The following is a 26570-nucleotide window of genomic DNA, read 5'->3' as shown; positions in this document are numbered from 1 at the left end:
CCGGGTGAATGCTCCTCGAAATACGGCTTAACTTCCGGTGCTCGCGGGCTCCGGCGCCTGCGTGCGCGGCTTGCGGTACAGCCAGACCAGCCGTGGTTCGAGCAGCCACCTGAACGCCTTGCGGGTGATCGGCAGGCACAGCACGATCGCCAGGGCGAAGCAGGAGCACGCGATGGCCGCCACGCCGAGCGGGCCGTACAGCCAGGAGAAGCTGAGCCAGCCCATCTCCTTGGCGATCATCACGGGCACGCCGTGCAGCAGGTAGCAGTAGAGCGTGCGGGTGCCGAGGTCGGTGAACCACGTCTGGCGCCGGGGGATCAGCGACATCACGGCCGCCGACATGGCCAGGGCCGCCACCAGCAGGCCCGTCCGCAGCAGCATGCCCTTCCACCAGACCAGGTGGAGGTCCTTGTAGCTGTTCTTGTAGTAGATCGGGCCGAGCTTGATCGAGTAGTTCTTGACCAGGAAGATCGCCACGCCCGCGGCGCCCACCAGCACGAACACCGACAGCACCATCACCCAGCGCTGCTTGAGGAAGTCGAAGACCTCGGGCTTGAGCACGAGGCCGAGGACGAAGAACGGCATCAGGCCGAAGAAGCGGTCCATGCTGAAGTCGCCGGACAACTGGGAGAACCCGGCGAACAGATACACGGCGATCGAGATGGTGAACGGATACTTCATCCGCTTCCACACGGGTGTGGACAGCCGCCAGAACAGCAGCGCTAGCAGATACCAGTTCAGCCAGGCCGGATCCATGATCGTGAGACTGAACTTGTGCCCGAAGGCGGTGCGCAGGAGCGCGTACCCCAGTTCGACGATCACGTACGGCACCAGGAACGTGTCGACCAGCTTGTTGGTCTTCGCGTTGGAGTTCCAGAAGTTCCTGGACAGGTAACCGCTGATGATGACGAACAGCGGCATGTGGAAGACGTAGATGAACAGGTACGTGGCCCGGGCGGAGTCGGCGGCTAGCGTCGGGACCAGCGAGTGCCCGATCGGCACCAGGGCGATGCCGATGAACTTCACGTTGTCCAGGTAGGGGTCGCGCGGCTTCCTGGCCCGGGGCGCGGGCTCCTGCTCGGGCTCGCCCTCCTGGCCGTCGCCGCGTCCCCTTTCACGGGAGACCGGATCGTCAGGATGGACCGGCACCTCGGCCCAGGCGGGCAGCGGGGCGCTCAGCGGCCTGCCGAGCGGGCCGGTCTGCCGGGGATCGCCCTGACCGCCGGCGCCGTCCTGCGAGGAACGCCGCCAGGGGTCCCACTGGGCGGGGTCGGCCTCGTGGCCCGGCCAGGCGGGTGCGGGACCGCGGGTGGTCGCGGGGGACGGCGGCGCAGCGCCGAAGGGGTCGTCCGGTGCGATGGCCGGGCCCACACCTGTCGGAGGAGCGTCGAGGAAGGGGTTGGCCGCCCTGTCCGCGGGGGCCTGCTGCTGGGGGAACCCGGGGGGCTCGGGAAAGCCCGGGGGCTCGGGGAAGCCGGAGGGCTGGGCCCCGGCGCCGAAGGCCGGCGTCGGGAACGCCGGGGGGCCGCCGAAGGGCGGCGTCGGGGCGTCGGCGCCGAAACCGGGCGACGGCCGGCCGTCGTCGGGGAACGCCTGCGGCCAGGCGGGGCCGTCGGAGGCGGGCACCGCGCTCGGCGTGCTCGGAGCGGCGCTCGGCTGCTCCTGGCCCCGGCCGGTGGAGAAGTAGTCGAAGCCCTCGGGACGCGGCGCGGAGGCGGGCGGCATGCCCAGGCGGGAGGCGCCCGGCTTGCGTGGCTGCCGTACGGGCAGAGGCTGCTTCTCGTACGGCCTGTCCTGCGACGCGGGGCCGGCAGGCGCGGGGCCGGTCGGGGAGGGGCTGGTGGGGGAGGGGCCGGTCGGCGCGGGGCCGGTGGGGGAGGCGCTGGGCTGCGGGCCGCTGTTCTGTGGGCCGCTGTTCTGCGGGGCGCCGAGGCCCCCCGCGCCGCGCGGTTTGCGGGTGGGCAGCGGCTGCCTCTCGTACGGCTTGTCGTAGGGGGACGCGGCGGGAGCCGGGCCTCCCGTCGTGCTCCCGGGGGAGCTCTGGTCGTTTCCGTGGCGCCCGTGCGCGTCGTACGGCGGGCCCGCCTGGCCGTCCGGGCCCCGATCGGCCTCCTGGCCGTCCGCGTGCTTCGGCTCCCGCTGCGGCGGGCCGCCGTAGGGAGCGGGCCAGTCTCCGGTGATCCGTCCTATGACCCCGGTGGGAGCCTCTTCCGCGTCGGGGTCGACGCCGTCCGGGGAACCGGGAACCGGGGGGTGATGGCGGGTGTCACTCACGAGAGAAACGCTCAGCTATCTGTTGGAGGCTCGGGGGAACGGCCACGCCTCAGGTGCGTCGCCGCGTCCTTCGGACACTAGCGAAAGGCGCCCCGGCGCATCAGCCCGAACGGGCGAACAGGGCGCGTTCGCCAGGTGTTCACCCTAACGTTCTTGAAGACCGATGTCGCCTCCGCGGTGGAACGCGACGGATGTGACAGGGCCGTACGCCTTCTGCCGGGTCGCCGGAGAAGGGCCGGGCCGGGGCGCCTTCGTGCAGGTAGGACGGCTTGGCAGGCCCCGGCCCGGTTCGCGACGGGTGTCAGCTCGCGCAGATGTCGGTCTCGGCGGTCACGGCGTTGTCACCGACCGGCAGGGGGACGCGCACGCCCTTCCAGTCGGCGCCGACGACGAGCTGGATGATCGGCCCGCGCACCTTGCCCTTCGGCGCGTCCGGCGGCGGCGAGGCCGGGGTGAACGGCGTGACAGGGCCGCTCGCCACCTTGCCGGTCTCCGGGCTGACGGGGTTGACCAGCTTGCCGACCAGGATCTTCGAGTAGTTCCAGCCCTGACCGGTGTAGCGGACCAGCGTCTTCGGCTGGTCGGTGCCGTCGGGCTTCCTCGCGTCGCCGATCCCGACGACGTTGAAGCCGAGCCCGGCCAGCTCCTCGGCCACCTCCTTGGCGCGCCCGGCGGTGTTGGTGCCGTTGAAGACCTGCACCTTCACCTGCTGCGGCTTGGTGATCACCGGCCCGGTCGGCGACGCCGCCGCGGACGGCGTCGCGGACGCGGTGGGCGCCACCTCGGTGTCGTTCGCGATGGCCCTGAAGAGGTTGCCCGCGGCAGGCTGCTTCCACTGGACGCGGTTCTTGTCGGCGACGTAAGGCTCCCACGGCACGGTGGTGGCCTTGAAGCCCTTCGCGGAGAGCTTCTGCGCGCTCTGCGCGATCTTGATGAGCTCCTCGGTGTTGAGCGCGTCGTCCATCGTGACGGACTTCGCGGCGGCGGCGATGAAGTTCTGCAGCTTGCCGACGTCGGTGAGCAGGGCGGTGCTGGTCGCCTTCTTCACGACCTGCGAGATGAAGACCTGCTGGCGCTTGATCCTGGAGATGTCGCTGCCGTCGCCGAGGCCGTAGCGCAGCCGCACGTAGCCCAGCGCCGCCTCGCCCCGCACGGTCTGCCTGCCCGCCGGCAGCGTCAGCTTCGACTTCTTGTCGTTGACGGCCTGCGGGAGGCAGATCTCGATGCCGTCGAGCGCGTTGACGATGTTCTTGAAGCCGGTGAAGTCGACCTTCACGTAGTGGTGGACGTGGATCCCGGTGAGGCTCTCGATGGTCCGGCGGGTGCAGATCATCCCGCCGTCGGAGAACGCGGAGTTGATCATCCCGAGATGTGCGGGGATGAGCCTCCTGTCGCGGGAGTAGCAGGCGGGGATCATCACCATCGAGTCGCGGGGGAAGCTGAGCAGGGTCGCCGCGTCACGGTTGGGCGACACGTGCAGCAGCATGATCGTGTCGGTGCGCTCGCCGTCGTTGACCAGGTGCTGGCCGTACTTCTTGTTGTCTCCCGCGCGGGTGTCCGAGCCCACGAGCAGCACGTTGATCGCGCCGGTCTCGTTGACCGGGCGGTTCTTGTCGAGGTCGTCGGTGGACGCGCCTCTGTTGATCAGGCCGATGGTGCTCCGGTAGACCTTGTAGGCCGTCAGCGTGCCGATGACCATGACACATGTGAGCACCACGCTGATCCAGCCGGCGATCCCCAGGCCGGAACGGCGGCCTCCACCGCCCCCGCCGCGCCGGCGGGTGGACCTGTCGTCGGGCGGGAAGCCGGAGCCGTCGCCGTGCGCGCGGCTCGGGACGGTGGCGGCCGGGGCGAAGGCGGCCGGGGCGTAGGCGGTCTCCTCGTCGTCGCCGCGCCTGCGGCCACGACGCCGGGGCGGCTCCACCTCGTCGTAGGAGGGCTCGGACGGGACGTCCTGCCCGGCGCGCCGCCCGCCGCGGCGGTCCCTCCCGTCGTACGCCTCGGGCTGGTAGCCGCCGGGAGGCCGCTGCCCGCCCCGTCTCCCCGGCATCTCCGCGTACCCGGCGGGCGCGGGAGCCGATCGGCGCCCTCGCGGGGACTCGAAGGCCCCCTCGTACGAGGCGTCGTCAGGGGCGCCCCAAACCCTCTGGTCGGACACCCTCTGGTCGGACGGAGGCGGCGGAGGGCCGCTGCGCCCTGAGGCGCGCCTGCGCTCGCTCACCGCGCGCCCGCCGGTGAGACGGTGGCCGGGCTTGGTCGTGTCGCGGCCGGACGAGCGGGCGAGAGGCCGGAAGGATTACTGGTTCGCTCGCACACTTGTCCTCCTTGCCTGGCGATCACAGGTCGCGCTCCGAGGGTAGTCACGGGGGCGTCGCTGAGCGCCGCGATTGGGAGGATCCGGGCCACGATCACGCCGTATCACGCCCCCCGATCCAGGGGCAGAGCATACTAAACCCTGACTTTTTGGGTATGGGAATGAGTTGGCCTTTACCCCCATTCGATGATGCGGGGTCCATTTCGCCAGGTCAATGGGTCATGCCCGCCGGTCTGCCGCCTTTACCGACAGGGCGGCGGCCAGGCCGGCGAGCGGCGCCGCGGGCAGCACGTAGCGGTAGTCGAACTGCGCCGTGGCGGCCGGGACGAGCAGTAGCGTCCAGGCCGTCGCCCAGGGGACGCCCCAGCCTGAGGCGGCACGCTTCGAGGAGACCCGGGCCCGGACCACCCAGGCGGCCGGTGGGATCAGGAGGAGCACCAGCAGCGCCGTCCCCGGCAGCCACGCGGCGTCCTGGTAGGCCCGCATCATGCCCGCGAAGGGCTCGACGACGCGCGGCGTGATGGACCCCCGCTCGTAACGCCCGGCGAACTCCTTGCCCACCACGGCGGGGTGCCGCCCAGGCGACGGCGGCGTGGTCGAGGGGAACTCGTAGTACCCGTACGTCTCCGCGTCGGGGTAGACGGGCCGCCCCGGCGTGAACGACCTGCCGAGCTCCGTCAGCATGCCGCCGAGATAGTCGAGCGGCTGGCTGCGGATCGCGAGCGAGGCGAACCTCCCGGCCAGCGCGTCGGTCTCCTCGGTGAACGTGATGCCCGGCAGCTTGACCAGGGGGGCCTGCGGGTTCCAGATGTACTCCTGGGACGCCGGGCGGGACGCGGGGGGCCGCGGGTCGCACAGGACGGCCAGGTCGGGCGGCGGCCTCATCACGGAACAGTCGGCGAACGACATCGTCCTGGCGTAGAGGAAGACGCCGTTCGAGCCGACCAGCCCGACGCGCTGGTAGGTCGCGTAGAACCATCCCGCGTAGCCCGCGACCGGCAGCAGCGCGGCCACCAGGAAGGGCACGGTGAGCCTGGCCACCGCCCTGCCCGGGCGCACCGCCCCGCTCGCGTGGCGCACGCCGTACGCGAGCAGGAAGAGCGCGAAGACGGCGACGAGCGGAAGCCCGACCGTCCTGGTCAGCGTGGCGACGGCCACCAGGAGGCCGAGCGCGGCGGCCGAGCGCGGGGTCGGCGGGCGGCGCATGGCCAGGCACACCGCCCCAACGAGCAGGAAGGTGAACAACGTGTCGGAGACGAGCAGGTGCTCCAGCTGGATCTGGTAGGCGTCGGACAGCACAGGGACGCAGGCCAGGACGGCCGCCCAGCGGGGCCCGCCGCGCCGCAGGATCGTCACGTAGATCATCACCGCGACGAGCAGCCCCAGCACGTGCTGGACGATCACGACCAGGGCGAAGCTGTGGAAAGGCTCAAGGAGTCTCAGGAAAAGCGAGTAGCCGGCCGGGCGGACGAGGTCAGGCCGCGGCCGCATGGCGGTCACCACGTACGTGTAGGAGTCGGGGAACCACAGCGCGGGCCGGTAGCCGAGCACGGTCACCAGCCGCAGCAGCGCCCCCAGCCCGAAGGCCACGAGAAACCACCGGTGTCGGCGCGCCCACCCGGGCAGGTACGCACGCGCCCACGCCACCAGGCGCGCCGGGTCGCGGGGCGCCGGGTGGCCATCCCCCTCCGGCCGGGGCGCGGAGCCCCGGCTGTCCGACACCCTCATGCGCCCCCCTGCCTGCTTCCCGGCGTACGCTACCGGGTCCGTCACCCCGCGACGCGCCTGTGGACGACGGCGACCCGGGGGCGGGCGGGCCGCTAGTCTCGGGTGCATCCCGGTGAACACGTCAGGCCACTCGCGTGGCCGCACACGGCTGCCATCGCAGCGGAGGGCGGCGGGCGGCCTGCTCGCGGCCGCCTCCGTCGTGCCCGCGCTCGCGCTGAGCGGGTGGCTGATCGCCGGGCTTCCGCTGCTGCTGCTCGGCTGGTTCAGGCCGCTGCCCATGGCGCTGCTCGGGGGCGCCGCCGCCCTCCTGCTCTGCGCGTACGGCCTGCGCCGCCCGCGCCCGGCCGCCACGCCCCACCGGTGGGCGACGGCGGCCACCCTCGCCGTGGCGGCCGGATCGGGCGTGTTCAACGGGCTCCTGCACGGTGAGCAACTGATCGTCCGGCGTGACCCGTCGACCTACGCGCAGTACGCCGTCTGGATCGCCCGGCACGGGTCGCTGCCGATCCCGCTCGGGGACTTCGGCGGCCCCGACCCCGCGCTGCGCTTCGACAGCATGGGGTTCTACTCGGCGGACGGCGGGATCGTCCCGCAGTTCATGGCCGGGCCGCCGATGATCCACGCGATCGGCCACTGGCTGGGCGGCGTACCCGGCCTGCTGCTGGTGCCGCCCGTGCTGGGCGCGCTCGCGGTGCTGACCGTCGGCGGGACCGCCGCGCGGCTCGCCGGCGCGCGCTGGGCGCCCCTGGCCGCGCTCGTGTTCGCGGTCTGCCTGCCGATCCTCTACACGTCGCGGACCACGTTCAGCGAGATCCCCTCGCTCATCCTGCTGTTCGGCGGGATGAACCTGCTGCTCGACGCGCGTGCCCGGCTCCGTGCCTCGCCGCCCGGCACGGGCGTTCCGTCCGCCGCGCTCGCCGGGCTCGCCGGGCTGTCGTTCGGGCTGGCGCTGCTGGTGCGCATCGACGGCCTGCGCGACGTGCTGCCCGTGCTCGCCTTCGCCGGGGTGCTCGTCGCGCTGCGGCGGACACCCCGCGCGCGTCCCTTCCCCGAAGGACGGCTCGGCGCGCCCCTGCTGACCGGGCTGCTCGTGGGCGGCCTGTGGGGGTTCACCGGCGGCTATGTCCTCGCCCGGCCCTATCTGGAGTATCTGTCGGGCTCGCTCGTGCCGCTGCTCGCGATCTGCGCCGTCGTCGTGGTGCTCACGGTCGCGGGAGCGGCTCTCGCGCCCAGGATCGCCGCGGGCGCCCGCCGCCTCCCGGCGGCGGGGTGGCTGCCGGACGCCGCCGCGGCCCTGGTCGTGCTGGTCATGGCGGGCTTCGCCGTACGGCCCTGGGCGCAGACCGTGCGCCGTGACGCGGTCACTCCCGAAGACAGGCTCACGGCCGACTTCATCGAGAAGACGCAGATCGCCAACGGCCTGGTGCCCGACAAGTCGCGGCTGTATTACGAGCACTCGCTGGACTGGCTCTTCTGGTACGTCGGGCTCCCCGCCGTCGTGCTCGCGACGGTGGCGGCGGCCGTGCTCACGCGCCGTCTGACGAGGGGCGGCCTGACGAGGGGCGGCCTGACGGAGGGAGAGGAGTTCGGCTGGCTGCTGCCGCTGGCGGTCATCGGATGGACGACGGTGACGACGCTCTGGCGTCCGGCGATCACCCCCGACCACCCCTTCGCCGCGCGCAGGCTGGTGCCGATCGTCATCCCCGGCCTGGTGCTGCTCGCCGTCTGGGGGCTGCGGTGGCTCACGCGGCGGCTCGCCCGCACGCGCTGGTTCGCCGCCCGCCCCGCCCGCTCGCGGGCGGCCGTCGCTGCCGGGGCGCTGCTGCTGGCGGTCCCGCCCGCGATCACCTCGATCGGCACCGCGTTCACGCCGGTCAACCGGGGAGAGGCCGCCGCCCTCGCCGGCCTGTGCCGGGCGATTCCCGCGAACGCCTCCGTGCTCGTCGCCGAGCGCGTCACGGGCGACCGGCTGACGCAGGTTTTGCGCGGCCAGTGCGGGCTGCCCACCGCCCGGGTGGTCTACCCCCGGGGCTCCGACGTGCCGCGGCCCGCCGACGTGTGGCGCCTGGTCGAGGCCGTCCGCCGTACCGGCCGTCTGCCCGTGCTGCTCGCCGCCGAGCCCGAGCAGCTCATGGCGTACGGCCCGGCGACCCGGGTGATGAGCCTGCGCACCCGGCAGGACGAACGCTCGCTGGTGGACCCGCCCAACGGCACCTGGTCGCTCGCCATCGACGTCTGGATGACCATGCCCATCGATCAGCCCTAAAGTTCGGCGGGTGAATTCCGCTGAGGTGGTGGAGTTGTCCGGCGGGCCCGGCGAGAGCCGCGGCCTGAGGAAAGGGCCTCTCGTGGTCGCGGCGGCGGCACTTCTCGTCGTGGCGCTGGCGGTCGGCGGGGTGTCCGCCTACCGGGCCTCCCGTCAACCGTCGTCCCCGCCGGACGGGCCGTGGCCCCTCACCGGCACCTTCCTGGTGCACCTGTGCGGGCCCCCGTCGCCGTACGACGAGCAGGTGTCGGACGAAACGCCGACCATGGAGGATATCTGCCCGTGGGGCGCGGCCACGGCGGCCCAGCGGCGTGAGATCGAGCGCGTGCTCGCGAGCCACGCGGAGACCCGCGCGTACCGGCGCCTCACGCCTGCCCAGGCGCTCGCCATCGCCCGGCAGGATCGGCGTGTCGGCGAGATGCTGGACGAAAGCCTAGTGAGCCGCGCGGTCTACGGCGGTGTCCTGGCGCCGGGGGACTGGCGGCGGGTCATCGGCGAGGTGCAGCGCGTGCCGGGCGTCTTCCACGTCGAGTCCTACCGGGACGACTTCTGGTGGGGCAAGGCCGACGTGGCGGTCCTGCTGTGCCGGGCGGACTGTGAGGCGGGCCCGGCGGACCGGCAAGCCGTGTACGACCGCCTCCGCGCGCTCCCGGCCGTGGACGAGATCTACTTCGAGGACGCCGAGCACGCCGCCGCGGTCATGCGCCACAGGCACTGGTGGGAACGGCCCGACTTCTTCCCCGCGGACCGGACCCCGGAGGCATTCCACGTCAGGTTCGCCGGCACGTGGGACCTCGCCCAGGTGCGGCAGGCCTTGGCCGACCTGCCGGGCGTCGAGAAGGTGGTGCGGCATGCTCACCCGTGAGGGCTCGTCGAGCCTCCCGACGACAGTTCTCGCTGTCGTGACGGCGGTGCTTCTCGTGGCGTCCTGTGGAATCTCCGGCTGTGGAATCTCCGGGCCGTCGGTGCGGCCTGTCGCGTCGCCGTCCGGCTCCGCCACGCCGTGGCCGCCGCCGGACGATCCGTGGCCGCGCACGAGCGCGCTCACACCCTCGCCGCCGCCGGACGGCCCATGGCCGGAGACGGGGCAGTTGTCCGTGTTCTTCTGCGCGCGCTCCAGTGGCTTCGACGCCTGTGATGAGCGCGGGGCCGCCACTTCGCGCGAGATCCGGAGGGTAAGGGCCCTGCTCGCGGCGGCGCCAGAGGTCAGGAAAGTCCAGTTCGTTTCGCAGGCGGAAAAGTTGCGGCGCGAACGGAAGATGTTCCGCGATGAGCCCGACATCCTGGAAACGCTTGAGCTGGAGGACATGGCGGCGTCCTACGAGGTCCGGGTCGGTTCGGGGGACTGGCCCGCGCTGGTCCGCCGCCTCTCGAAGGCGGCGGGGGTGTCCGATGCCTTCGTGATCCGCGACGACTACTGGCCGGGCAGGGCCGACGTGATGATCCAACTCTGCGTACGGACCGACTCCGCCGGAGGGCCCTGCGTAGGGCGGGGGTTCGCGACTCTCGCGGAGAAGAACGCCGTCCTCGACCGCATCGACGACCTCCCGGGGCTGGACAAGGTCTACTTCCAGGCCCGCTCCCAGCAGGGCTCGGTGTGGCATCGCCGGAACGTGCCGGACAGCGCTCCCGTCCCCGGTCTGCCCGAGATGTTCTATCTGAAGTTCACGAGCCCGCCGGTGCTCTCGGAGGTCAGGCGGGCGCTGCGCGGCGCGGCCGGGGTTGCTTTCGTGGGCCCGGTGGACGCGAGCACCGCAGGGAAGCGGGTGTGAGGACCCCGCGCGAAGTGAGGCCGGGATTTGCCGGGGCAGAGTACCCTAGCCGGACGTGACCACGCTCGAGACCTCTGGAAGCGCCTTGACTCCCGCAGAAACCCCGTACGTCACGATCGTCCTGCCCTGTTACAACGAGCAGGATCACGTGATCGCCGAGGTCGAGCGCATCTGCGCCGCCATGGACGCGAGTGGTTACACCTACGAACTGCTGGCCGTGGACGACTGCTCCACCGACGAGACGCTCGCGCGCCTTCAGGAGGCGGCGCCGCGCTTCCCCAACATGCGGATCAGGGCGTTCCACCGCAACGGCGGCTCGGGCACCGTACGCAGGATCGGCAGCCAGGAGGCCCGCGGCGAGATCGTCGTGTGGACCGACGCCGACATGAGCTACCCGAACGAGCGCATCCCCGAGTTGGTCCAGATCCTGGAGAAGGACGCCACGATCGACCAGGTCGTCGGCGCGCGCACCACCGAGGAGGGCTCGCACAAGTTCCTCCGGGTGCCGGCGAAGTGGTTCATCCGCAAGGTGGCCGAGCGCCTGGCCGGGCAGAAGATCCCCGACCTCAACTCCGGCCTGCGCGCCTTCCGCAAGTCGGTGGCCAGGCCGTACCTGCGGCTGCTGCCCCCCGGCTTCTCCTGCGTCACGACGATCACGCTGGCGTTCATGTCCAACCAGCACGACGTCCACTACCTGCCGATCGAGTACGCGAAGCGGGCCGGGAAGTCGAAGTTCAACTTCGTCTCCGACGCCTACCGCTACATCCTGCAGGTGCTGCGGATGGTCATGTACTTCAACCCGCTCAAGGTGCTCATGCCGCCCGCCCTCTGGCTGGTCGGCATCGGCATGGTCAAGGGCGTGGTCGACGTGGTCAACTACGGCTTCTACCTGACCAGCAACGCGGTCGTGACCTTCCTGTCCGGCATGCTGATCGGAGCGGTGGCGCTGCTGGCCGACCTGATCGTGCGTTCCCGGGGTGACGCTTGAGGATCGCGATCGTCGGCCCGACGTATCCGTACAAGGGCGGCGGAGCGCAGCACACGACCGAACTGGCCCACCGCCTGCGGGCCCGGGGCCACGACGTGGTCGTCGAGTCGTGGCGGGCGCAGTATCCCTCGTTCCTCTATCCGGGGCAGCAGACGATCGACAGCCCCGAGGGCGAGCCGTACCCCGCCACCCGGCGGGACCTCGACTGGCGGCGGCCGGACGGCTGGGTGGCCTGCGGGCGGCGGCTGCGCGGGGCCGACCTGGTCGTGCTCGCCGTGCTCAGCCCGGTGCAGGTGCCCGCGTACCTCGGCATCCTGTCCGGTCTGCGGCGCAGGGCGCGGGTGGTGGCGCTGTGCCACAACGTGCTGCCGCACGAGAGCAAGCCGTACGACAGGCCGCTGATGAAGGCGTTGCTGCGCCGGGTGGACGGCGTGCTCGCCCATTCCGAGCAGCAGGCGGACCTCGCCCGCGCGCTCACCGCCGCGCCGGTGCGGGTGGCCGCGCTCGCGCCGCACCTGCCCTCGCGCGGCACACGGGAGGCGATCGGCCGCGCGGCGCACGGCAGGCTGCTGTTCTTCGGCATCGTCCGGCCGTACAAGGGTCTCGACCTGCTGCTTGAGGCGCTCGCGCAGGTGCCCGGCGTACGGCTTACCGTGGCGGGCGAGTTCTGGGGCGGGCTGGAGGACACCCGCGCCCTCGTGGAGCGACTGGGCCTCGCCGGCCGGGTGGAGATCCGGCCGGGGTACGTGCCCGCAGAGGACGTGCCCGGACTGTTCGCGGAGGCCGACGCCCTGGTGCTGCCCTACCGGTCGGCGACCGCCAGCCAGAACGTGTGGCTGGGGCACGAGCACGGCGTGCCGGTGATCGCCACCCGGGTCGGGGCGCTGCCCGACAACGTACGCGACGGGGTGGACGGCCTGCTGGTGGAGCCGGGCTCGGCCGGAGCGCTGGCGGAAGCGATCAAGCGGTTCTTCGAGCCGGGAACCCCCGAGCGGCTCCGGGCGGGCGTCGCCCCCGTCGACCCCGAGCCCCACTGGACCACCTATCTCGACACCCTCCTCACCCCCGCGTGATCTTGTAGTTTGTCGCACGCGGGGCCTTGGCCTGGCCTTCCATCCTCCGTGATCATGCACGATTTCGTACTCATGGGCCCTGACCAGCGCGAACGCACTTCGTGATCTTGCAATTGCATGATCACGAATCGCGTTGTGGCTGGTGGGCGCGGCGATGGGGTACTTCAGTGCAAGATCACGAAGGGGATCTGCCCTGCTCATCGGTGGTCTCTGCGACAAACTCCAAGATCACGCGGGGAGGGTGGGGGTGGCGGGTGAGGAGGAAGGCGAGGGCGGCCCAGGTGACGTCGGCCAGGGTGAACAGCACCCGGGACACCACCGCTATCGCCAGCGCGCTCGGCGTGTCGAGCACCGGCGCGAGCGCCACGACCATCGCGCCTTCCCGTACGCCGATCCCGGCGGGCACCACCACCGTGAGGATCCCGGTGGACCAGGCCAGCGCGTACGCCCCAGCCGCGACGGCGAACACGGACAGGCCGGCGGGCCGCATGCCCCCGACGAGGACCCACAGGTGCACGCCGTACGCCAGCCAGCCGGCCATCGTCCAGGCGGCGGCCCTGGCCATCGCGGCCCCGCTGAGCACCCGGTCGAGCGGCTCCCTGCGAACGACGCGTAGGGCGAGGTTGAGCCCCCAGGTCATCACCCGCGGGTGGAGGCCGAGGAGGATGAGCGGGATCAGCGCGAGCAGCCACCACGCCTGGCTGGCGATCTGCCGCGACAAGGTGGCCGCGGCGAGTGCGAGCGCGCATCCCAGGGATGTCACCAGGCCGAGCGTGGTGGCGCTGAACGTCCGGCGCGGCGGCGTGCCGTGGTCGCGGGCCAGCTCCATCATCGCGGCGAACGCCCAGACGGAGCCGGGGATGTACTTCCCGAGCTGGCCGACGAACAGCACCCGCGCGGCAACGCGCAGCGGCAGCGGCGAGCCCAGCCCGGCCAGGATGTCGCGCCAGGCGACCAGCATGAACCCGAGCCCGGCGAGCACGGCCAGGAACGAGGCGCCGAGCGACCACCACGACAGCCGCGACAGGGCGGCCGAGATGTCGGTCCAGTTCCGTGCCAGGCCGTACGCCAGGAAGGCGAGCGCGACCATGGCCAGCAGCACCCGCGACAGTGGGCTGGAGCGCAGGCGGTTCGGCAGGCGCGGCACGCGCCCCAGCGTAGAACGTGAAGCTACCGCTGGGTAGCTTCGCCGCGGCGGGTTGTCCACAGGGTCGGCTGATCGCGAGGCGTGGGCGGTGCGGCCACGGGTACTGTTGGGCACCGTGAAGACGAGAGGCAGCGGGGGGCGAGGGTGAGCGGGGAACGCGCGGCCCAGCTGGAATACTCGGAGTTCCAGGCCGCGATGCTCGACGAGGACAAGCGCCGGCGCAAGGCCGCGAAGATCATCGCCGTGCTCGCCCACTTCCTGGGCAGGGACGCGGCCAAGCCCGGCGAGGTGCTGTCGGGGCTCACCGTCGGCGACGTCGGATGCTCTGCCGGGTTCATCGCCGACGAACTGGCCGCCGCGGGCGCGCGCCACACGTTGGGGCTCGACATCGACGTCCCCGGCCTGCGCAAGGCGTCGGACCGCTTCGGCGGGCGGGTCGGGTTCGTCTGCGCGGACGGCTCCCGCCTGCCCTTCCCCGACGGCTCCGTCGACGTGCTGGTCTTCAACCACATCTACGAGCACGTGGTTGACCCCGACGCCGTGATCGCCGACATGCACCGGGTGCTGTCCGACGACGGCGTGCTCTATCTGGGCCTGGGCAACCGGCTCGGCGTCATGGAGCCGCACTACAAGCTGCCCTTCCTGTCCTACCTGCCACCCGCCGCGGCGGACCGGTACGTCCGGGCGTTCGGCCGGGCCGACCACTACTACGAGCGGTTCCGCACCCGCCCGGGGCTGCGCCGGATGCTGGCGGACTTCCACGTGTGGGACTACACGTTCCCTGTGCTGGCCGCGCCGGAGCGGTTCGCCGGGGGAGAGCTGTTCCCCGGCGCGGCCGGCCGCGCCGCCAAGGCCGTGCTTGAACGGACCCCGCGCCCGGCCCTGCGGGCGTTGCTGCCGGTCGTCCCGACCTACCTGTGGCTCGCGACCAAGACGCCCCGCCGGCCCCTCGGCGCGCCGCTCCCGCAGCCGCCCGAGCCGGTCGGCACGGCGCGACGAACCACGGCGCGATGAACCGCCGCAAGGTCGTACGGGCGCTGTTCCTGGTCGTGGCGCTGGGGTTCGGCGTCTGGGCGGTGGCGAGCCAGTGGACCGCGGTGACCGACGGGTTCGCCCGGCTGTCGTGGGCGGAGCTCGCCGGCTCGCTGGTGGCGGTGCTCGGCGCGCTGGTCGCGGGGATGCTCATGTGGCGGGCGCTGCTGACCGACCTGGGCTCTCCGCTGGCCTTCACCGACGCGTCCAAGATTTTCTTCGTGGGCCAGCTCGGCAAGTACATCCCCGGGTCTGTGTGGCCGATGCTCGCGCAGATGGAGATGGGCCGCGACCACGGCATCCCCCGCTCGCGCAGCGCGGCCGCCTTCTTCCTGACGTACCCGATCTATCTCGGCACCGGACTGCTGGTGGCCGTCGTGACGCTGCCGGTGCTCGCCGGGCAGTCGGTCATGCGGTACGCCTGGCTGCTGCTGCTCGTGCCGGTGGTCGCCGTCGCCCTGCATCCGGCGGTGGTCAACGGCGTCATCGCGTTCGGGCTGCGCAAACTGCGCCGCCCGCCGCTCGAACGGCCCCTCACCCGGCGCGGCGTGCTCGTCGCGTGCGGCTGGGCGCTGGCGGGCTGGGCGGCGTACGGCGTGCACCTGGCGCTGATCGTGCGCGGCCTCGGGGCGGCCGGGCCGTCGGCCGTGGTCCTGAGCTTCGGCGCGTTCGCGCTCGCCTGGTGCCTGGGGTTCGTGTTCGTGGTGGCTCCCGCGGGCGCCGGGGTGCGCGAGGTCGCGATGGTGGCCGCGCTCGCCCCGGTGCTCGACCGGCCGGCGGCGATCGCCGCCGCCCTGTGCTCCCGGCTCGTCGTGTCCGTCGGCGATCTCGTGTGCGCCGGGGCCGCCGGGCTCGCCGCCCGCCGGTCCACCCATACGCGTGAGGAACCCGTCATCCGGGCCTGATTCCGTGGATAGGCCACGGATTGCGCATCCTGGGAGAGAGCCCCCATGTGATATCGCTCACGTTTCAGGGGAGGCCAGAAATAGAGTGACAGGGAGGGATGCGGGGCAGGCGTCCGTGGGTGGGCGTGGGGCCCCAGGGTCCCTGCCGGACCACCGCCGGAACAGCGGGACCGTGCGGGCGGGGAGCGATCCTCCCGGCCGGCGCGGGCCCAAGGGAGGGGAGCGATTCACTTGACACCCCGGGTGCTCGTCGACGCCGCCGCGGTCCCCGCCGACCGCGGCGCCCTGATCAGGTATGTCGATGGACTGGTCGCGGCCCTGCACGAGGCGGGAGCCGACGTCGCGCTGGTCTGCCAGCGGGCCGACGCCGAGCGGTACGCGGCACTGGCCCCCTCGGCGCGGATCCTCTCCGGACCGCCCGCAATCACCAACCGGGACAAGCGGCTGGCCTGGGAGCAGACCGGGCTGCCGGTGCTGGCCAGGCACGCGGGCGCCCAGGTGGTCCACGCCCCCTACTACTCCATCCCGCTGGGCTCTGGCCTGCCCACCGTGGCGACCGTCCACGACGTCACCTCGTTCACCGACCCCGACCTGCACGATCCCGCGCGTGCCTCGTTCTTCCGGTCGGCCACCCGTACGGCCGTCCGCCACGCCAACCGCGTGATCGTGCCGTCCAAGGCCACCAGGGACGAGCTGGTCCGGGTGCTGGACGCCGACCCCACCCGGATCGACGTCGCCTATCACGGGGTGGACCCCGCGCTGTTCCACCCGCCCGCCCCCGAGGACGTGCGCAGGGTGGCCGGGCGCATCGGCCTGCACGGCCGGCCGTACGTCGCCTATCTGGGCGCGCTGGAGCCGCGCAAGAACCTGCCGAACCTGGTGACCGGCTTCGGCCGGGCGGTCGCGCATCTGTCGTCGCCGCCCGCGCTGGTGCTGGCGGGCGGGCCGGCCTGGGAGGAGGAGGTCGACGCGGCGGTGGCGGCGCTGCCGCCCCGGGTGAGGGTCGTGCGCCCCGGCTTCCTGCCCTTCGCCGACCTGCCGGGCTTCCTAGGCGGAGCGCTCGCGGTCGCCTCGCCGTCGCGGTGCGAGGGGTTCGGGCTGCCGGTGCTGGAAGCGATGGCCTGCGGAGCGCCCGTGCTGACCACCCACCGCGCCTCGCTGCCGGAGGTGGGCGGTGACGCCGTGGCCTACACCGAACCCGACGCCGACAGCATCGCGCGGGCGCTGCGCGCGCTCCTGGAGTCGCCGGAACGGCGCGCGTCGCTCGCCGCGGCCGGGGTCACCCGGTCACGCGAGTTCACCTGGCGGCATTCCGCCGAGGCCCACATGCTCGCCTACCAACGGGCGGTCGAGGAGCAGCCGCCGCATGGCGGCAATCTCCGCGGGGAACCCCGCCGAGGGCGGCACTAGGCTACCCTCGCGGCTGTGAGGGAGAGTTCTGTGCGGTCGCCGGACGGTCTCGAGGCGATCCTTCTCGTGGGCGGCCAGGGCACGCGGCTGCGACCGCTGACGCTCAGCACGCCCAAGCCGCTGCTTCCGACGGCGGGGGTGCCCTTCCTCGCACATCAGCTGGCCAAAGCGCGAGCGTACGGGGTGCGCCGGGTGGTCTTCGCGACGTCCTATCGTGCGTCGATGTTCTCGGAGGCGTTCGGCGACGGCTCGGCCTTCGGCCTGGAGATCGTCTACATGACGGAGGACACCCCGCTCGGCACCGGCGGCGCGATCCGCAACGCCGCGCGGGCCCTGACCTGCCCGTCCGAGGCGCCGGTGCTCGTGCTGAACGGCGACATCCTGTCGGGTCACGACATCGCCGCCCAGGTGGACCTGCACGTCGCGCGGGGTGCCGCGGTGACCCTCCACCTCACGGAGGTGGACGACCCGTCGAGGTTCGGCTGCGTGCCGATCGACGACGACGGCAGGGTCAGCGCCTTCCTGGAGAAGACGCCCAACCCCGTCACCAACCGGATCAACGCCGGCTGCTACGTGTTCCAGCGCTCGGTCATCGACACGATCCCCGAGGGCCGGGTCGTCTCCGTTGAGCGTGAAACTTTCCCCGGATTGATCGCTTCCGGCGAATTGGTTCTCGGCTTCGCCGACTCGTCGTACTGGCTCGACGTGGGCACACCGGCGGCGTTCGTGCAAGGCTCGGCCGACCTGGTGCTGGGCAGGCTCGACTCGCCCGCCCTGCCGGGCCCTGTGGGTGAGTGCCTGCTGCTGGAGGGGGCGGTCGTGTCGTCCGAGGCGAAGGTCACCGGGGGCACGGTCGTCTACGCCGGGGCCACGGTGGAGGCCGGCGCGAGCGTACGCGGCAGCGTGCTGTCCGAGGGCTGCCATGTCGCGTCGGGTGCGACCGTCGTCGACTCGGTCGTCGGCGCCGGCGCCCGGGTCGCCTCCGGCACCGTGCTGCGGCAGGTGGTGGTCGGCGACGAGGCGCTGATCGGCCCTGGCAACGAGCTCAGCTCCGGCATGCGCGTCTGGCCGGGGATCGCCCTGCCCGAGTGCGCGGTCCGGTTCTCCAGCGACGTCTGACCGTACGGCAGACTGGGCGGGTGGAGGCGAGCCAAGTGCTGCCAGGAGCGGCGCTCCGCGAGGAGCGGCGCTGGCGGCCGTCCGGGCCGTTCGACGTCGTGCTGACGCTGTCCCCGCATCGGCGCGGGGGAGGCGATCCGGCCTGGCGGCGCACCCCGGACGGGGCGATCTGGCGCACCTCGCGCACTCCGGAAGGCCCAGGAACGCTGCGGGTGACAGCGGGCGGCGGCGAGGTCCACGCGCAGGCGTGGGGGCCGGGGGCCGAGTGGCTGCTTGAGACGCTCCCGTCGCTGCTGGGCGCCGACGACGACGTGACCGGCTTCGCCGAACTGCTCGCGCGGCTCGCCCGCTCCGGCGACGAACGGCACGCCCGCGCCGCCGCGTTCGTCGCGGGCCTGGCAGGACGCGCCGCGGGGCTGCGGATCGGGCGCTCCCTGCGGGTCTTCGAGGCGCTCGTGCCCGCCGTGCTGGAGCAGAAGGTGGTCGGCAGGGAGGCGTGGCGCGCCTGGCGGTTCCTCATGCGCAGGTACGGCGAGCCGGCCCCAGGCCCGGCGCCCGAAGGCATGTTCGTGATCCCGCCGCCGGAGGTGTGGCGGGCGATCCCGTCGTGGGACTGGCACCGGGCGGGCGCGGAGGCCGTGCGGGCGAGGACGATCGCCAACGCGGCCCGGCACGCGGCGAAGCTGGAGCGAACCACAGAAGCGTCCACTGAGGCGGACCGTCTGCTGCGGGCGCTGCCGGGGATCGGCGTGTGGACCTCGGCGGAGGTGCGCCAGCGGGCCCACGGCGACGCGGACGCCCCGAGCGTCGGCGACTTCCACCTGCCGGGCATCGTCGGGTATGCGCTGACCGGGCGGAAGACCGACGACGACGGCATGCTCGACCTGCTCGAACCGTTCCGAGGGCACCGCCACCGCGTGGTCAGGCTGATCGAGCTCAGCGGCGTCAGGCCGCCGGCCCGGGGCCCGCGCATGGCCCCCCGCGACTACCGGGCCTTCTGAGCCCGTTTCCCCGCCCGTGCCGCCGCCCGCCCCGCCGTCCGTGCCGCGCCCCTGCTGCTGATCTCTCCCGTCGCCATATCCTGGCTGATCCCGCAGTCTTTGACCCCCATCCTGCACCTGCCGTTGAGGGTGTTGCTGAAGACGCTGACGCTCGCCTCCTGCTGGAGGCCGATGGCTGCGACCCCGTTGTTGCCCGCGGCGGCGTTCACGTTCCGCCTGCCCGCGGACAACTGGTAGGGGGCGCTGGCGATCTCGGGTGTGTTCGCCGTGTTGCGGCCGCCGGAGACCTGTTTCACATGGCCCTTGCCCGACCCTTCGCCGTGCCCGGCGTACGGCGCGGCCAGCGCCGGAGCGGGTGACAGGGATATCCCGAGGACGAGGGCCCCGACGGCCAGCGATCGGACCCCAGGGGTCGGACAAAAGACCTTATTAACCCGTATAACCGCCATCAATTCTCCGCCGGTCCGTTGATTTCGCCTCACCCTCATACCCTCTGGCCGCAAAGTCCCCGGCAGCCACAGGCCACGACTCCGTCCGTACGGGTCGCCGGGGGCTGAGTGCGCCGGACGGACCCACGTCCTCTAGGGTGCGGCGTATGACGGCGATGCGACCCCCGAACGTCAACGACACCTCCAGGTCCGGCAGCGGCACCCGCCGGGCGCTCGCACGGGCGCGGGACGGGAAGACGCTCGACCTCGCCGAGGCGGCGATCCTGCTGCGCGCTCGCGGCGAGGATCTTGAGGCGCTGCTCACGCACGCCTCGCGCGTCAGGGACGCGGGGCTCGAGGCCGCCGGGCGGCCCGGCGTCGTCACCTACAGCCGCAAGGTGTTCATCCCGCTGACCAGGCTGTGCCGCGACAGGTGCGGCTACTGCACGTTCGCCACCGCCCCCCACAAGCTCCCGAGCGCCTTCCTGTCCCCGGACGAGGTGCTGGAGATCGCCCGCCAGGGCGCCGCGATGGGCTGCAAGGAGGCGCTGTTCACGCTCGGCGACCGTCCGGAGGACCGGTGGCACCAGGCGCGCGAGTGGCTCGACGCCCACGGGTACGACGACACGCTGTCGTACGTCCGGGCGATGGCGATCCGGGTGCTGGAGGAGACGGGGCTGCTGCCGCACCTCAACCCCGGCGTGCTGACCTGGAAGGACCTGCAGCGGCTCAAGCCGGTCGCCCCGTCGATGGGCATGATGCTGGAGACCACCGCGCGGCGGCTGTTCACCGACAAGGGCGAGGCCCACTACGGCTCTCCCGACAAGGACCCGGAGGTGCGGCTGCGCGTGCTGGAGGACGCGGGCCGCTCCAGCGTGCCGTTCACGACGGGCCTGCTGATCGGCCTCGGCGAGACGATCGAGGAGCGCGCCGAGTCGATCTTCGCGATCCGCCGGGTCGCCAGGGAGTACGGCGGCATTCAGGAGGTCATCGTCCAGAACTTCCGCGCGAAGCCCGACACGGCGATGCGCGGGATGCCCGACGCCGACCTGCGCGAACTGGCCGCGACGATCGCGGTGACGCGGCTCGTGCTCGGCCCGAAGGCCCGCGTGCAGGCGCCGCCGAACCTGATCGGCGAGGAGTACGCGCTGATGCTGCGGGCGGGCATCGACGACTGGGGCGGGGTCTCCCCGCTCACCCCCGACCACGTCAACCCCGAGCGGCCCTGGCCGCAGATCGACGACCTCGCCGAGCGGACCGCCGCCGCCGGGTTCACGCTGCGGGAGCGCCTCACGATCTATCCCGAGTACGTGCTCGCGGGGGAGCCGTGGCTCGATCCCCGGCTCCGTGAGCACGTCGCGGCGCTCGCCGACCCCGCCACCGGGCTCGCGCGGGAGGACGCGGTGCTCGTCGGCCGTCCCTGGCAGGAGCCCGACGGCGGCCTCGTCACCGGCGGACGTGCCGACCTGCACACCGCGGTCGACACCGAGGGCCGGACCAGCGACCGCCGCGACGACTTCGACAGCGTGTACGGCGACTGGGACGCCCTGCGCGAGCGGCTGCCCGGCGCCCGGGCCCATGCCGTCGGCGCGGACGTGCGGGAGGCGCTGCGACGGGCCGAGACGGACCCGGCGCGGCTCACCGACGAGCAGGCGCTGACGCTGCTCGGCCTCGCGGGGGACCAGACGGGCGCGGGCGCCGACGACGCCGGCCTCGACGAGCTGTGCCGGATCGCCGACGGGCTGCGCCGCGAGGCGGTGGGCGACGACGTCACCTACGTCGTCAACCGGAACATCAACTTCACCAACGTCTGCTACACCGGCTGCCGCTTCTGCGCGTTCGCCCAGCGGCGGACCGACGCCGACGCCTACACCCTGTCGCTGAGCGAGGTCGCCGACCGGGCCCAGGAGGCGTGGGAGGCCGGGGCGACCGAGGTGTGCATGCAGGGCGGCATCCACCCCGACCTGCCCGGCACGGCCTACTTCGACATCGCCCGCGCGGTGAAGGAACGGTGTCCCGAGATCCACGTGCACGCGTTCTCGCCGATGGAGGTCGTCAACGGCGCGAGCCGTACGAACCTGTCGGTCGAGGAGTGGCTGCGCGCGGCGCGGGAGGCGGGGGTCGACTCGCTGCCCGGCACGGCCGCCGAGATCCTCGACGACGACGTCCGGTGGGTGCTGACCAAGGGCAAGCTGCCCGCCAGGGAGTGGATCGAGGTCATCACCACGGCTCACCGGGTCGGCATCCCGACGACCTCGACCATGATGTACGGGCACGTGGACACCCACGAGCACTGGGTGCGCCATATCAGGCTCATCAGGTCGATCCAGGAGGAGACGGGCGGGTTCAGCGAGTTCGTGCTGCTGCCGTTCGTCCACCACAGCGCCCCGATCTACCTGGCGGGGATCGCCCGCCCCGGGCCGACCGCGCGGGAGAACCGGGCCGTCCACGCGCTGGCGCGGATCATGCTGCACGGCGCGATCCGCAACATCCAGTGCTCCTGGGTCAAGCTCGGCGACGACCTGTGCAGGAACGTGCTCGCCGGCGGCGTGAACGACCTCGGCGGCACGCTCATGGAGGAGACGATCAGCCGGATGGCCGGCTCCGAGAACGGTTCCTACAAGACGATCAGCGAGATCGCGGCCATGGTCGCGCCGACCGGCCGCCCGCTGCGCCAGCGCACCACGGAGTACGGCCGGCCGGGCGAGGAACGGGCCGAGGCGGCCCGGCGCAGCGACGGGGTGTGCCAGTCGGTCCGCAGGCCGCTGCTCACGGTCTCACCGGTCGTGCGGCAGGAGTGACCGCACGGGCGGCGCGGCCGTCGCCGCGCCGCCCGGGGGCCGTCACCTGGTGACGTAGAAGTCGGCCGGATCCCTGGGCGGCCGGTCCTTCGGCGGCGCGGCCGGATGCCCGATGGCCACCGCGCCCATGGGGTCCCAGTTCTGCGGCAGGCCGAGCACCTTGCGCACCACGTCGCGGCAGAACATCGTGGACGACACCCAGGCCGAGCCCAGCCCCTGCACGGCGAGCTGGACCAGGAAGTTCTGCACCCCGGCGCCGGTGGCCACCACGAACATCTCCCGCTCGGCGGCGTTCCTGCGCTCGTCCCTGTAGGTGTGCGAGCCGTCCATGACCAGGCAGGGCACCGCCAGGTAGGGCGCGTTCCTCAGCACGTCGCCGCGCCGGATCCGCCGGGCGATCGACTCCTTGGAGAAGCTGTCGGAGCGCAGGTCCTCGATCCAGGCGTCCCGCATCGCGTCCAGCAGTTCCGTACGCGCCTGCGGGCTCTCCAGCAGCACGAACCGCCATGGGGTGGTGTGGTGCGGGGCGGGCGCGGCGACGGCGGCGGCCACGGCCCGCCGTACGGCGGCGGTGTCCACCTCGGCGGGGGAGAACTCGCGGATCGTGCGGCGGGCGAAGACGACGTCGGCCGAGCCGAACCGGAACATGTCCTCGTCGGCGGGGCGGACGAGCACCCGCCCGCCGGGGCCGTCCTCGTCCGTGACCAGGTCGCCCAGCCCGCGCACGACGGCCACGGGAACGCCGGACAGCTTGCCCTTCGCCAGGTCGCCCGCCGCCGCGATCTCGTCGGCCAGCGCCGTGACGGTGGCGTTGAGCGCGTTGCCGTAGGAGTCGGCGCCGCCGCGCAGGTCCTCAAGCGGCCGTACGCCGGACGCGCCGATGGCGACGTCGGTCAGGCCGTGCCGCCAGGGCCGGCCGAAGGTGTCGGACACGATCACTCCGACGCGTACGCCGAGCCGCTCGCGCAGCGCGCCGCGGATGCGGGCCGCCGAGGCGTCCGGGTCCTCGGGGAGCAGCAGCACGGTGCCGGGGGAGGTGTTGGAGGCGTCGACGCCGGCCGCGGCCATCACGAAGCCGTGCCGCGTCTGCGCGATGACCGTGTCCCCGCGCCGCGCGACCACGCGCGCGGTCTCCTCCTCGATCGCGGCCGTACGGCTGTCACCTTGGCGGACGCGGCCCTCGGCCTTGCTCACGATCTTGGAGGTGACGACGAGGATGTCGCCGTCCTCCAGGTCGGGCGCGGCCCGCGCCACGAGCAGGGCGATGTCGTCGCCGGGCCGCACCTCGGGCAGGCCGGGCACGCCGCTTACAGTGATCTTGGGCATGTGTTCCTCTGACATCTCGGTTCAGGACCCGATCGACCGGGCCAGGGCGAGGGCCGCGGCGGCGATGTCCCTCGTGGCCTCGGGGTCGCTCATCAATAGCGGGCGGGCCTCCACCACCACGCCGTCGAGCGCGACGTCCTTGTCCTCCTCGGCCACGAGCCAGCCGTCGAGCAGGGCGGAGCCGTACAGTTCCAGCACGGCCTGGGCGCTCGTCTCCACCCCGATCGCCGTCAGGCAGGCGTCGGCCATGCCGCGCACCGGGGCGCCGCCGATGATGGGGGAGACGCCGACGACGGTCTTGCTCTCCAAGGCTGGCCGGATGCCCGGGATCTGGAGGATAGTCCCGATGCTGACGACCGGGTTCGACGGCGGGAGGATCACGACGTCGGCCGCCGCGATGGCGTCGAGCACGCCGGGCGCGGGCCGGGCCTCGTCCGCGCCGACGAGCACGATCTGCTCGGCCGGCACCGACGCGCGCAGCCGCACCCACCACTCCTGGAAGTGGACGGCCCTTCTGCCGGCCTCGTCGGAGACGACCACATGGGTCTCGGTGCGGTCGTCCGACATCGGCAGCAGCCGCACCCCCGGCCGCCACCGGTCGCACAGCGCCTCGGTCACCTGCGAGAGCGGATATCCGGCCGCCAGCATCTGGGAGCGGACGATGTGGGTGGCGAAGTCCCGGTCGCCGAGGCCGAACCACTGCGGCTCCATGCCGTAGGCGGCGAGTTCCTCCTTCACCGTGAACGCCTCATCGGCGCGTCCCCAGCCCTGTTCCTCGTTGATGCCGCCGCCCAGCGTGTACATGACCGTGTCGAGATCGGGACACACACGCAGGCCGAAGAGAGTGATGTCGTCGCCGGTGTTGCCGATCACGGTGATGTCGGAGCCGGGGGCCGCGGCCTTGAGACCTCGGAGGAACCGGGCGCCGCCGATTCCTCCGGCGAGGGACACGATGCGCATGCGGCCAGTCTTCCATCGGCCCCGGGCGGCGTCGCCGACACCCACCCCCAGAACGGCATGAACAGGCATTTGTAGGGTGTGTTGGGCTTGTGAGGTTGGTGGGTCTGACGACGCTTAAGTCAGGCATGTGCAAAACTTCCCCGAGTGCCGTTTGGACCGATGGGGGTAGTCGTGCGCAAGGTCGATACCGGCCGGCTCCGAGAGCCGGCCGCGTGGATGATGCTCGCGGTGGTGATCACCGGCACTCTCGTGAACATCGCGCGCCTGCTGATCGGATCGTCGCCGAGCAGCACCTTCGGCGTCCGGGCGGCGATGAGCCTGCACTCCCTCGTCTCCCCGCTCTCGACCGCGCTCGCGGCCGGCGCCGTCCTGCTCGTGGCGAAGGCGGGCCCGCCCACCCCCCGGGCGCGCCTGGTGTCGCTCGGTGCGGCCGGGTCGCTCGGTCTCGGCGTCGTCTTCGGTGTGATCGGCGTGCTGGGCGTGCTCGTGGGCGACCTGCTCTCGTTCCGCGACCGGTTCGAGTACCTGATCACGGGACTGCCGATGATCGCGCTCGCCGTCTTCGGCGCGCTGTTCGCGTGGAGCACGGCCGCGGCGTCGCAGGCCGCCGCGGAGCCGGTGGGCGGCTACTTCGACAGGCGCGAGGACGCACACCCGCCCATGTCGTACGCTCCGGCGCTGCCGCAGGGGTACGGCGCGATGCCAGGCCAGCAGGCTCCCGTTCAGCAGCCGCCGGTTCAGCAGCCGCCGGTGCAGCAGGCCCCCATGCAGCAGGCCCCGGTTCAGCAGGCCCCGGTTCAGCAGGCACCGGTTCAGCAGCCGCCGGTTCAGCAGCCGCCGGTGCAGCAGGCCCCCATGCAGCAGGCACCGGTTCAGCAGGCCCCCATGCAGCAGGCTCCCGTCCAGCAGCAGTTCGGCCACTCCGCCCCCGGCGACCCGCAGCACGTTCCGGCGCACGTCCCTTCGCACGCCGCTCCGGCCCATCCCCAGATGGCGCCCGCCGACCAGTACTCCCAGGAGCGGTACGGCCAGGAGCACGAGCCGCAGCACGCCTACGCCCCCGCCCCGACCGCCCCGACCGCCCCGCAGCCCCCGCCCTTCGGGCAGGCGCAGGGCCAGTCGCAGGTCCAGCCTCAGGGGCAGCCGCAGCAGCCCCGGCCGTCGCTGCAGGACGTCCAGACAGGAGCGCACTACTCCGACTACGCCGCCCAGAGCTACCAGCAGGAGCAGCCTCAGGCAGGCGCCTACGGCGCGCCGCCCGAGCCCGCGGTCCAGCAGCGCCCCGACTACTCCCCGCCGCAGGGTCCCGTGTTCGACCAGTACGGCTACGCGGGACAGCAGACGGCCTCCGGCTCCTACGGGCAGTTCCCCGCCGCTTCCCTCCCCCCGTCACCCGCCCCGTCGCCCGCCCCGTCCCCTGCCGCCTCCCCAGGCGCGCCGGGCGGCGGTTACGACCAGCCCTCCTACGACCAGCCCTCGTACGAGCAGGAGCAGCCGTACGGGCAGGACCAGCCGTACGGGCAGCAGGGGTCGCAGTTCTCCGGATACGGCGGTCAGGCGTACGCCCAGCCGGCCGGCGACCACGCCGCGGGCCCGGCCGACCCGAGGGAGCAGCAGCTCGCCCAGGCCTACCAGCAGGCGCAGAGCTACCAGAAGATCGCGCTGCCGGACCACCCCACCGGTCCGCAGGACCTGCCGGAGTACTACGACAACCCGCTCGGCCACCCGCAGTCCGGGCCCGCGCCGTTCCAGCCGCCGGCGGCCGGTCCCGCCGAGCAGACCGTCCGCTTCGAGCCTTCCGCCTACCACGGCGACCCGCTCAGCGACCCGCTGCGCAGGGCGGAACCGATCGATCCCACCGCCATCTACGCGCCGGATCGGTCGCAGGCAAAGTATGAGGAAGGTTCCGCCCCCGATCAGGCAGGCCACGGAACCGACCCCAACCTCCCTTGGTATGGTTCCGAACGCTGATAGGACCGTAGATCGGGGCATACGAACCGGGGCGAGCAGGTCTTTCCCCGGGTAT

Annotated in this window: 19 protein-coding genes; 12 read left to right on the top strand and 7 right to left on the bottom strand. The window is 72.6% G+C overall.

The window, feature by feature from the left end; genetic code table 11:
• Positions 1 to 27: 27 nt before the first annotated feature.
• From HHX31_RS23695 to HHX31_RS23685, 3 genes are all read right to left on the bottom strand, one after another.
• Complete coding sequence (locus HHX31_RS23695; RefSeq protein ID WP_169950534.1) at positions 28 to 2274, bottom strand: acyltransferase family protein; 2247 nt, start codon at positions 2272 to 2274, stop codon at positions 28 to 30.
• 301 nt (positions 2275 to 2575) lie between these two features.
• Positions 2576 to 4324, bottom strand: a complete 1749-nt coding sequence (locus tag HHX31_RS23690; protein ID WP_169950533.1) for an LCP family protein — start codon at positions 4322 to 4324, stop codon at positions 2576 to 2578.
• A 483-nt stretch (positions 4325 to 4807) separates the two neighbouring features.
• Positions 4808 to 6316 carry a hypothetical protein gene (locus tag HHX31_RS23685; RefSeq protein WP_249346349.1) on the bottom strand — a complete coding sequence of 503 codons (1509 nt, stop codon included), beginning with the start codon at positions 6314 to 6316 and terminating at the stop codon, positions 4808 to 4810.
• 112 nt (positions 6317 to 6428) lie between these two features.
• On the opposite strand from HHX31_RS23685, the gene HHX31_RS23680 reads away from it, so the two are divergent.
• Genes HHX31_RS23680 through HHX31_RS23660 form a run of 5 tightly spaced genes read left to right on the top strand, consistent with a single transcriptional unit; the run spans position 6429 to position 12415 of the window.
• On the top strand, positions 6429 to 8582 hold the full coding sequence (locus HHX31_RS23680) for a hypothetical protein (protein ID WP_311932197.1): 2154 nt from the start codon (positions 6429 to 6431) through the stop codon (positions 8580 to 8582).
• 10 nt (positions 8583 to 8592) lie between these two features.
• The gene (locus tag HHX31_RS35785; protein ID WP_169950532.1) at positions 8593 to 9447 is read left to right on the top strand and encodes a permease-like cell division protein FtsX; all 855 of its coding nucleotides are present in this window, start codon (positions 8593 to 8595) and stop codon (positions 9445 to 9447) included.
• Positions 9434 to 10354 carry a permease-like cell division protein FtsX gene (locus HHX31_RS23670; protein ID WP_169950531.1) on the top strand — a complete coding sequence of 307 codons (921 nt, stop codon included), beginning with the start codon at positions 9434 to 9436 and terminating at the stop codon, positions 10352 to 10354. Before HHX31_RS35785 ends, HHX31_RS23670 begins: the two co-directional genes overlap by 14 nt.
• Positions 10355 to 10409: 55 nt before the next feature.
• Positions 10410 to 11342 (top strand): glycosyltransferase family 2 protein, encoded by a 933-nt coding sequence (locus HHX31_RS23665; RefSeq protein WP_311932196.1) that lies wholly within the window; start codon positions 10410 to 10412, stop codon positions 11340 to 11342.
• Positions 11339 to 12415, top strand: a complete 1077-nt coding sequence (locus tag HHX31_RS23660; protein ID WP_169950530.1) for a glycosyltransferase family 4 protein — start codon at positions 11339 to 11341, stop codon at positions 12413 to 12415. The genes HHX31_RS23665 and HHX31_RS23660 overlap by 4 nt, the downstream gene beginning before the upstream one ends.
• 175 nt (positions 12416 to 12590) lie before the next feature.
• Here HHX31_RS23660 and HHX31_RS23655 read toward each other — a convergent pair whose 3' ends face one another.
• Positions 12591 to 13562 carry a lysylphosphatidylglycerol synthase domain-containing protein gene (locus HHX31_RS23655; protein WP_311932194.1) on the bottom strand — a complete coding sequence of 324 codons (972 nt, stop codon included), beginning with the start codon at positions 13560 to 13562 and terminating at the stop codon, positions 12591 to 12593.
• A gap of 144 nt (positions 13563 to 13706) precedes the next feature.
• On the opposite strand from HHX31_RS23655, the gene HHX31_RS23650 reads away from it, so the two are divergent.
• From HHX31_RS23650 to HHX31_RS23630, 5 genes are all read left to right on the top strand, one after another.
• Complete coding sequence (locus HHX31_RS23650; RefSeq protein WP_311932193.1) at positions 13707 to 14576, top strand: class I SAM-dependent methyltransferase; 870 nt, start codon at positions 13707 to 13709, stop codon at positions 14574 to 14576.
• Positions 14573 to 15499 (top strand): lysylphosphatidylglycerol synthase transmembrane domain-containing protein, encoded by a 927-nt coding sequence (locus HHX31_RS23645; protein WP_169950529.1) that lies wholly within the window; start codon positions 14573 to 14575, stop codon positions 15497 to 15499. The genes HHX31_RS23650 and HHX31_RS23645 overlap by 4 nt, the downstream gene beginning before the upstream one ends.
• A gap of 231 nt (positions 15500 to 15730) precedes the next feature.
• The gene (locus HHX31_RS23640; protein ID WP_169950528.1) at positions 15731 to 16909 is read left to right on the top strand and encodes a glycosyltransferase family 1 protein; all 1179 of its coding nucleotides are present in this window, start codon (positions 15731 to 15733) and stop codon (positions 16907 to 16909) included.
• 15 nt (positions 16910 to 16924) lie between these two features.
• Positions 16925 to 18028 carry an NDP-sugar synthase gene (locus tag HHX31_RS23635; RefSeq protein WP_311932191.1) on the top strand — a complete coding sequence of 368 codons (1104 nt, stop codon included), beginning with the start codon at positions 16925 to 16927 and terminating at the stop codon, positions 18026 to 18028.
• Between the two features lie 20 nt (positions 18029 to 18048).
• A complete protein-coding gene (locus HHX31_RS23630) occupies positions 18049 to 19029 on the top strand; it encodes a DNA-3-methyladenine glycosylase 2 family protein (protein ID WP_311932190.1) in 981 nt (326 codons plus the stop codon).
• Here HHX31_RS23630 and HHX31_RS23625 read toward each other — a convergent pair.
• Positions 19014 to 19478, bottom strand: coding sequence for a hypothetical protein (locus tag HHX31_RS23625; protein WP_169950527.1), 465 nt, complete (start codon positions 19476 to 19478; stop codon positions 19014 to 19016). The genes HHX31_RS23630 and HHX31_RS23625 overlap by 16 nt on opposite strands.
• 155 nt (positions 19479 to 19633) lie before the next feature.
• Between HHX31_RS23625 and HHX31_RS23620 the strand changes: the two genes are divergently transcribed.
• Entirely contained in the window at positions 19634 to 22258 is a 2625-nt protein-coding gene (locus HHX31_RS23620) for a bifunctional FO biosynthesis protein CofGH (protein WP_169950650.1), read from the top strand.
• A gap of 42 nt (positions 22259 to 22300) precedes the next feature.
• Here HHX31_RS23620 and HHX31_RS23615 read toward each other — a convergent pair whose 3' ends face one another.
• The gene (locus HHX31_RS23615; protein WP_169950526.1) at positions 22301 to 23584 is read right to left on the bottom strand and encodes a coenzyme F420-0:L-glutamate ligase; all 1284 of its coding nucleotides are present in this window, start codon (positions 23582 to 23584) and stop codon (positions 22301 to 22303) included.
• Between the two features lie 21 nt (positions 23585 to 23605).
• Entirely contained in the window at positions 23606 to 24544 is a 939-nt protein-coding gene (gene cofD, locus HHX31_RS23610) for a 2-phospho-L-lactate transferase (protein WP_169950525.1), read from the bottom strand.
• A 171-nt stretch (positions 24545 to 24715) separates the two neighbouring features.
• On the opposite strand from cofD, the gene HHX31_RS33775 reads away from it, so the two are divergent.
• Positions 24716 to 26515 (top strand): hypothetical protein, encoded by a 1800-nt coding sequence (locus HHX31_RS33775; protein ID WP_211590228.1) that lies wholly within the window; start codon positions 24716 to 24718, stop codon positions 26513 to 26515.
• The last annotated feature ends 55 nt before the right edge of the window (positions 26516 to 26570 follow it).

It is taken from the genome of Microbispora sp. H11081 (genome assembly GCF_012999535.1).
Lineage (GTDB): Bacteria > Actinomycetota > Actinomycetes > Streptosporangiales > Streptosporangiaceae > Microbispora.
This window is presented reverse-complemented; position numbering and strand designations above follow the sequence as displayed.

Coding starts and splice junctions, on each gene's coding strand:
- HHX31_RS23690 (WP_169950533.1), bottom strand. CDS start 4,324: ATGCCGGGGAGACGGGGCGGGCAGCGGCCTCCCGGCGGCTACCAGCCC.
- HHX31_RS23685 (WP_249346349.1), bottom strand. CDS start 6,316: ATGAGGGTGTCGGACAGCCGGGGCTCCGCGCCCCGGCCGGAGGGGGAT.
- HHX31_RS23670 (WP_169950531.1), top strand. CDS start 9,434: ATGCTCACCCGTGAGGGCTCGTCGAGCCTCCCGACGACAGTTCTCGCT.
- HHX31_RS23645 (WP_169950529.1), top strand. CDS start 14,573: ATGAACCGCCGCAAGGTCGTACGGGCGCTGTTCCTGGTCGTGGCGCTG.
- HHX31_RS23625 (WP_169950527.1), bottom strand. CDS start 19,478: ATGGCGGTTATACGGGTTAATAAGGTCTTTTGTCCGACCCCTGGGGTC.
- HHX31_RS23620 (WP_169950650.1), top strand. CDS start 19,634: ATGCGACCCCCGAACGTCAACGACACCTCCAGGTCCGGCAGCGGCACC.
- HHX31_RS23615 (WP_169950526.1), bottom strand. CDS start 23,584: ATGCCCAAGATCACTGTAAGCGGCGTGCCCGGCCTGCCCGAGGTGCGG.
- cofD (WP_169950525.1), bottom strand. CDS start 24,544: ATGCGCATCGTGTCCCTCGCCGGAGGAATCGGCGGCGCCCGGTTCCTC.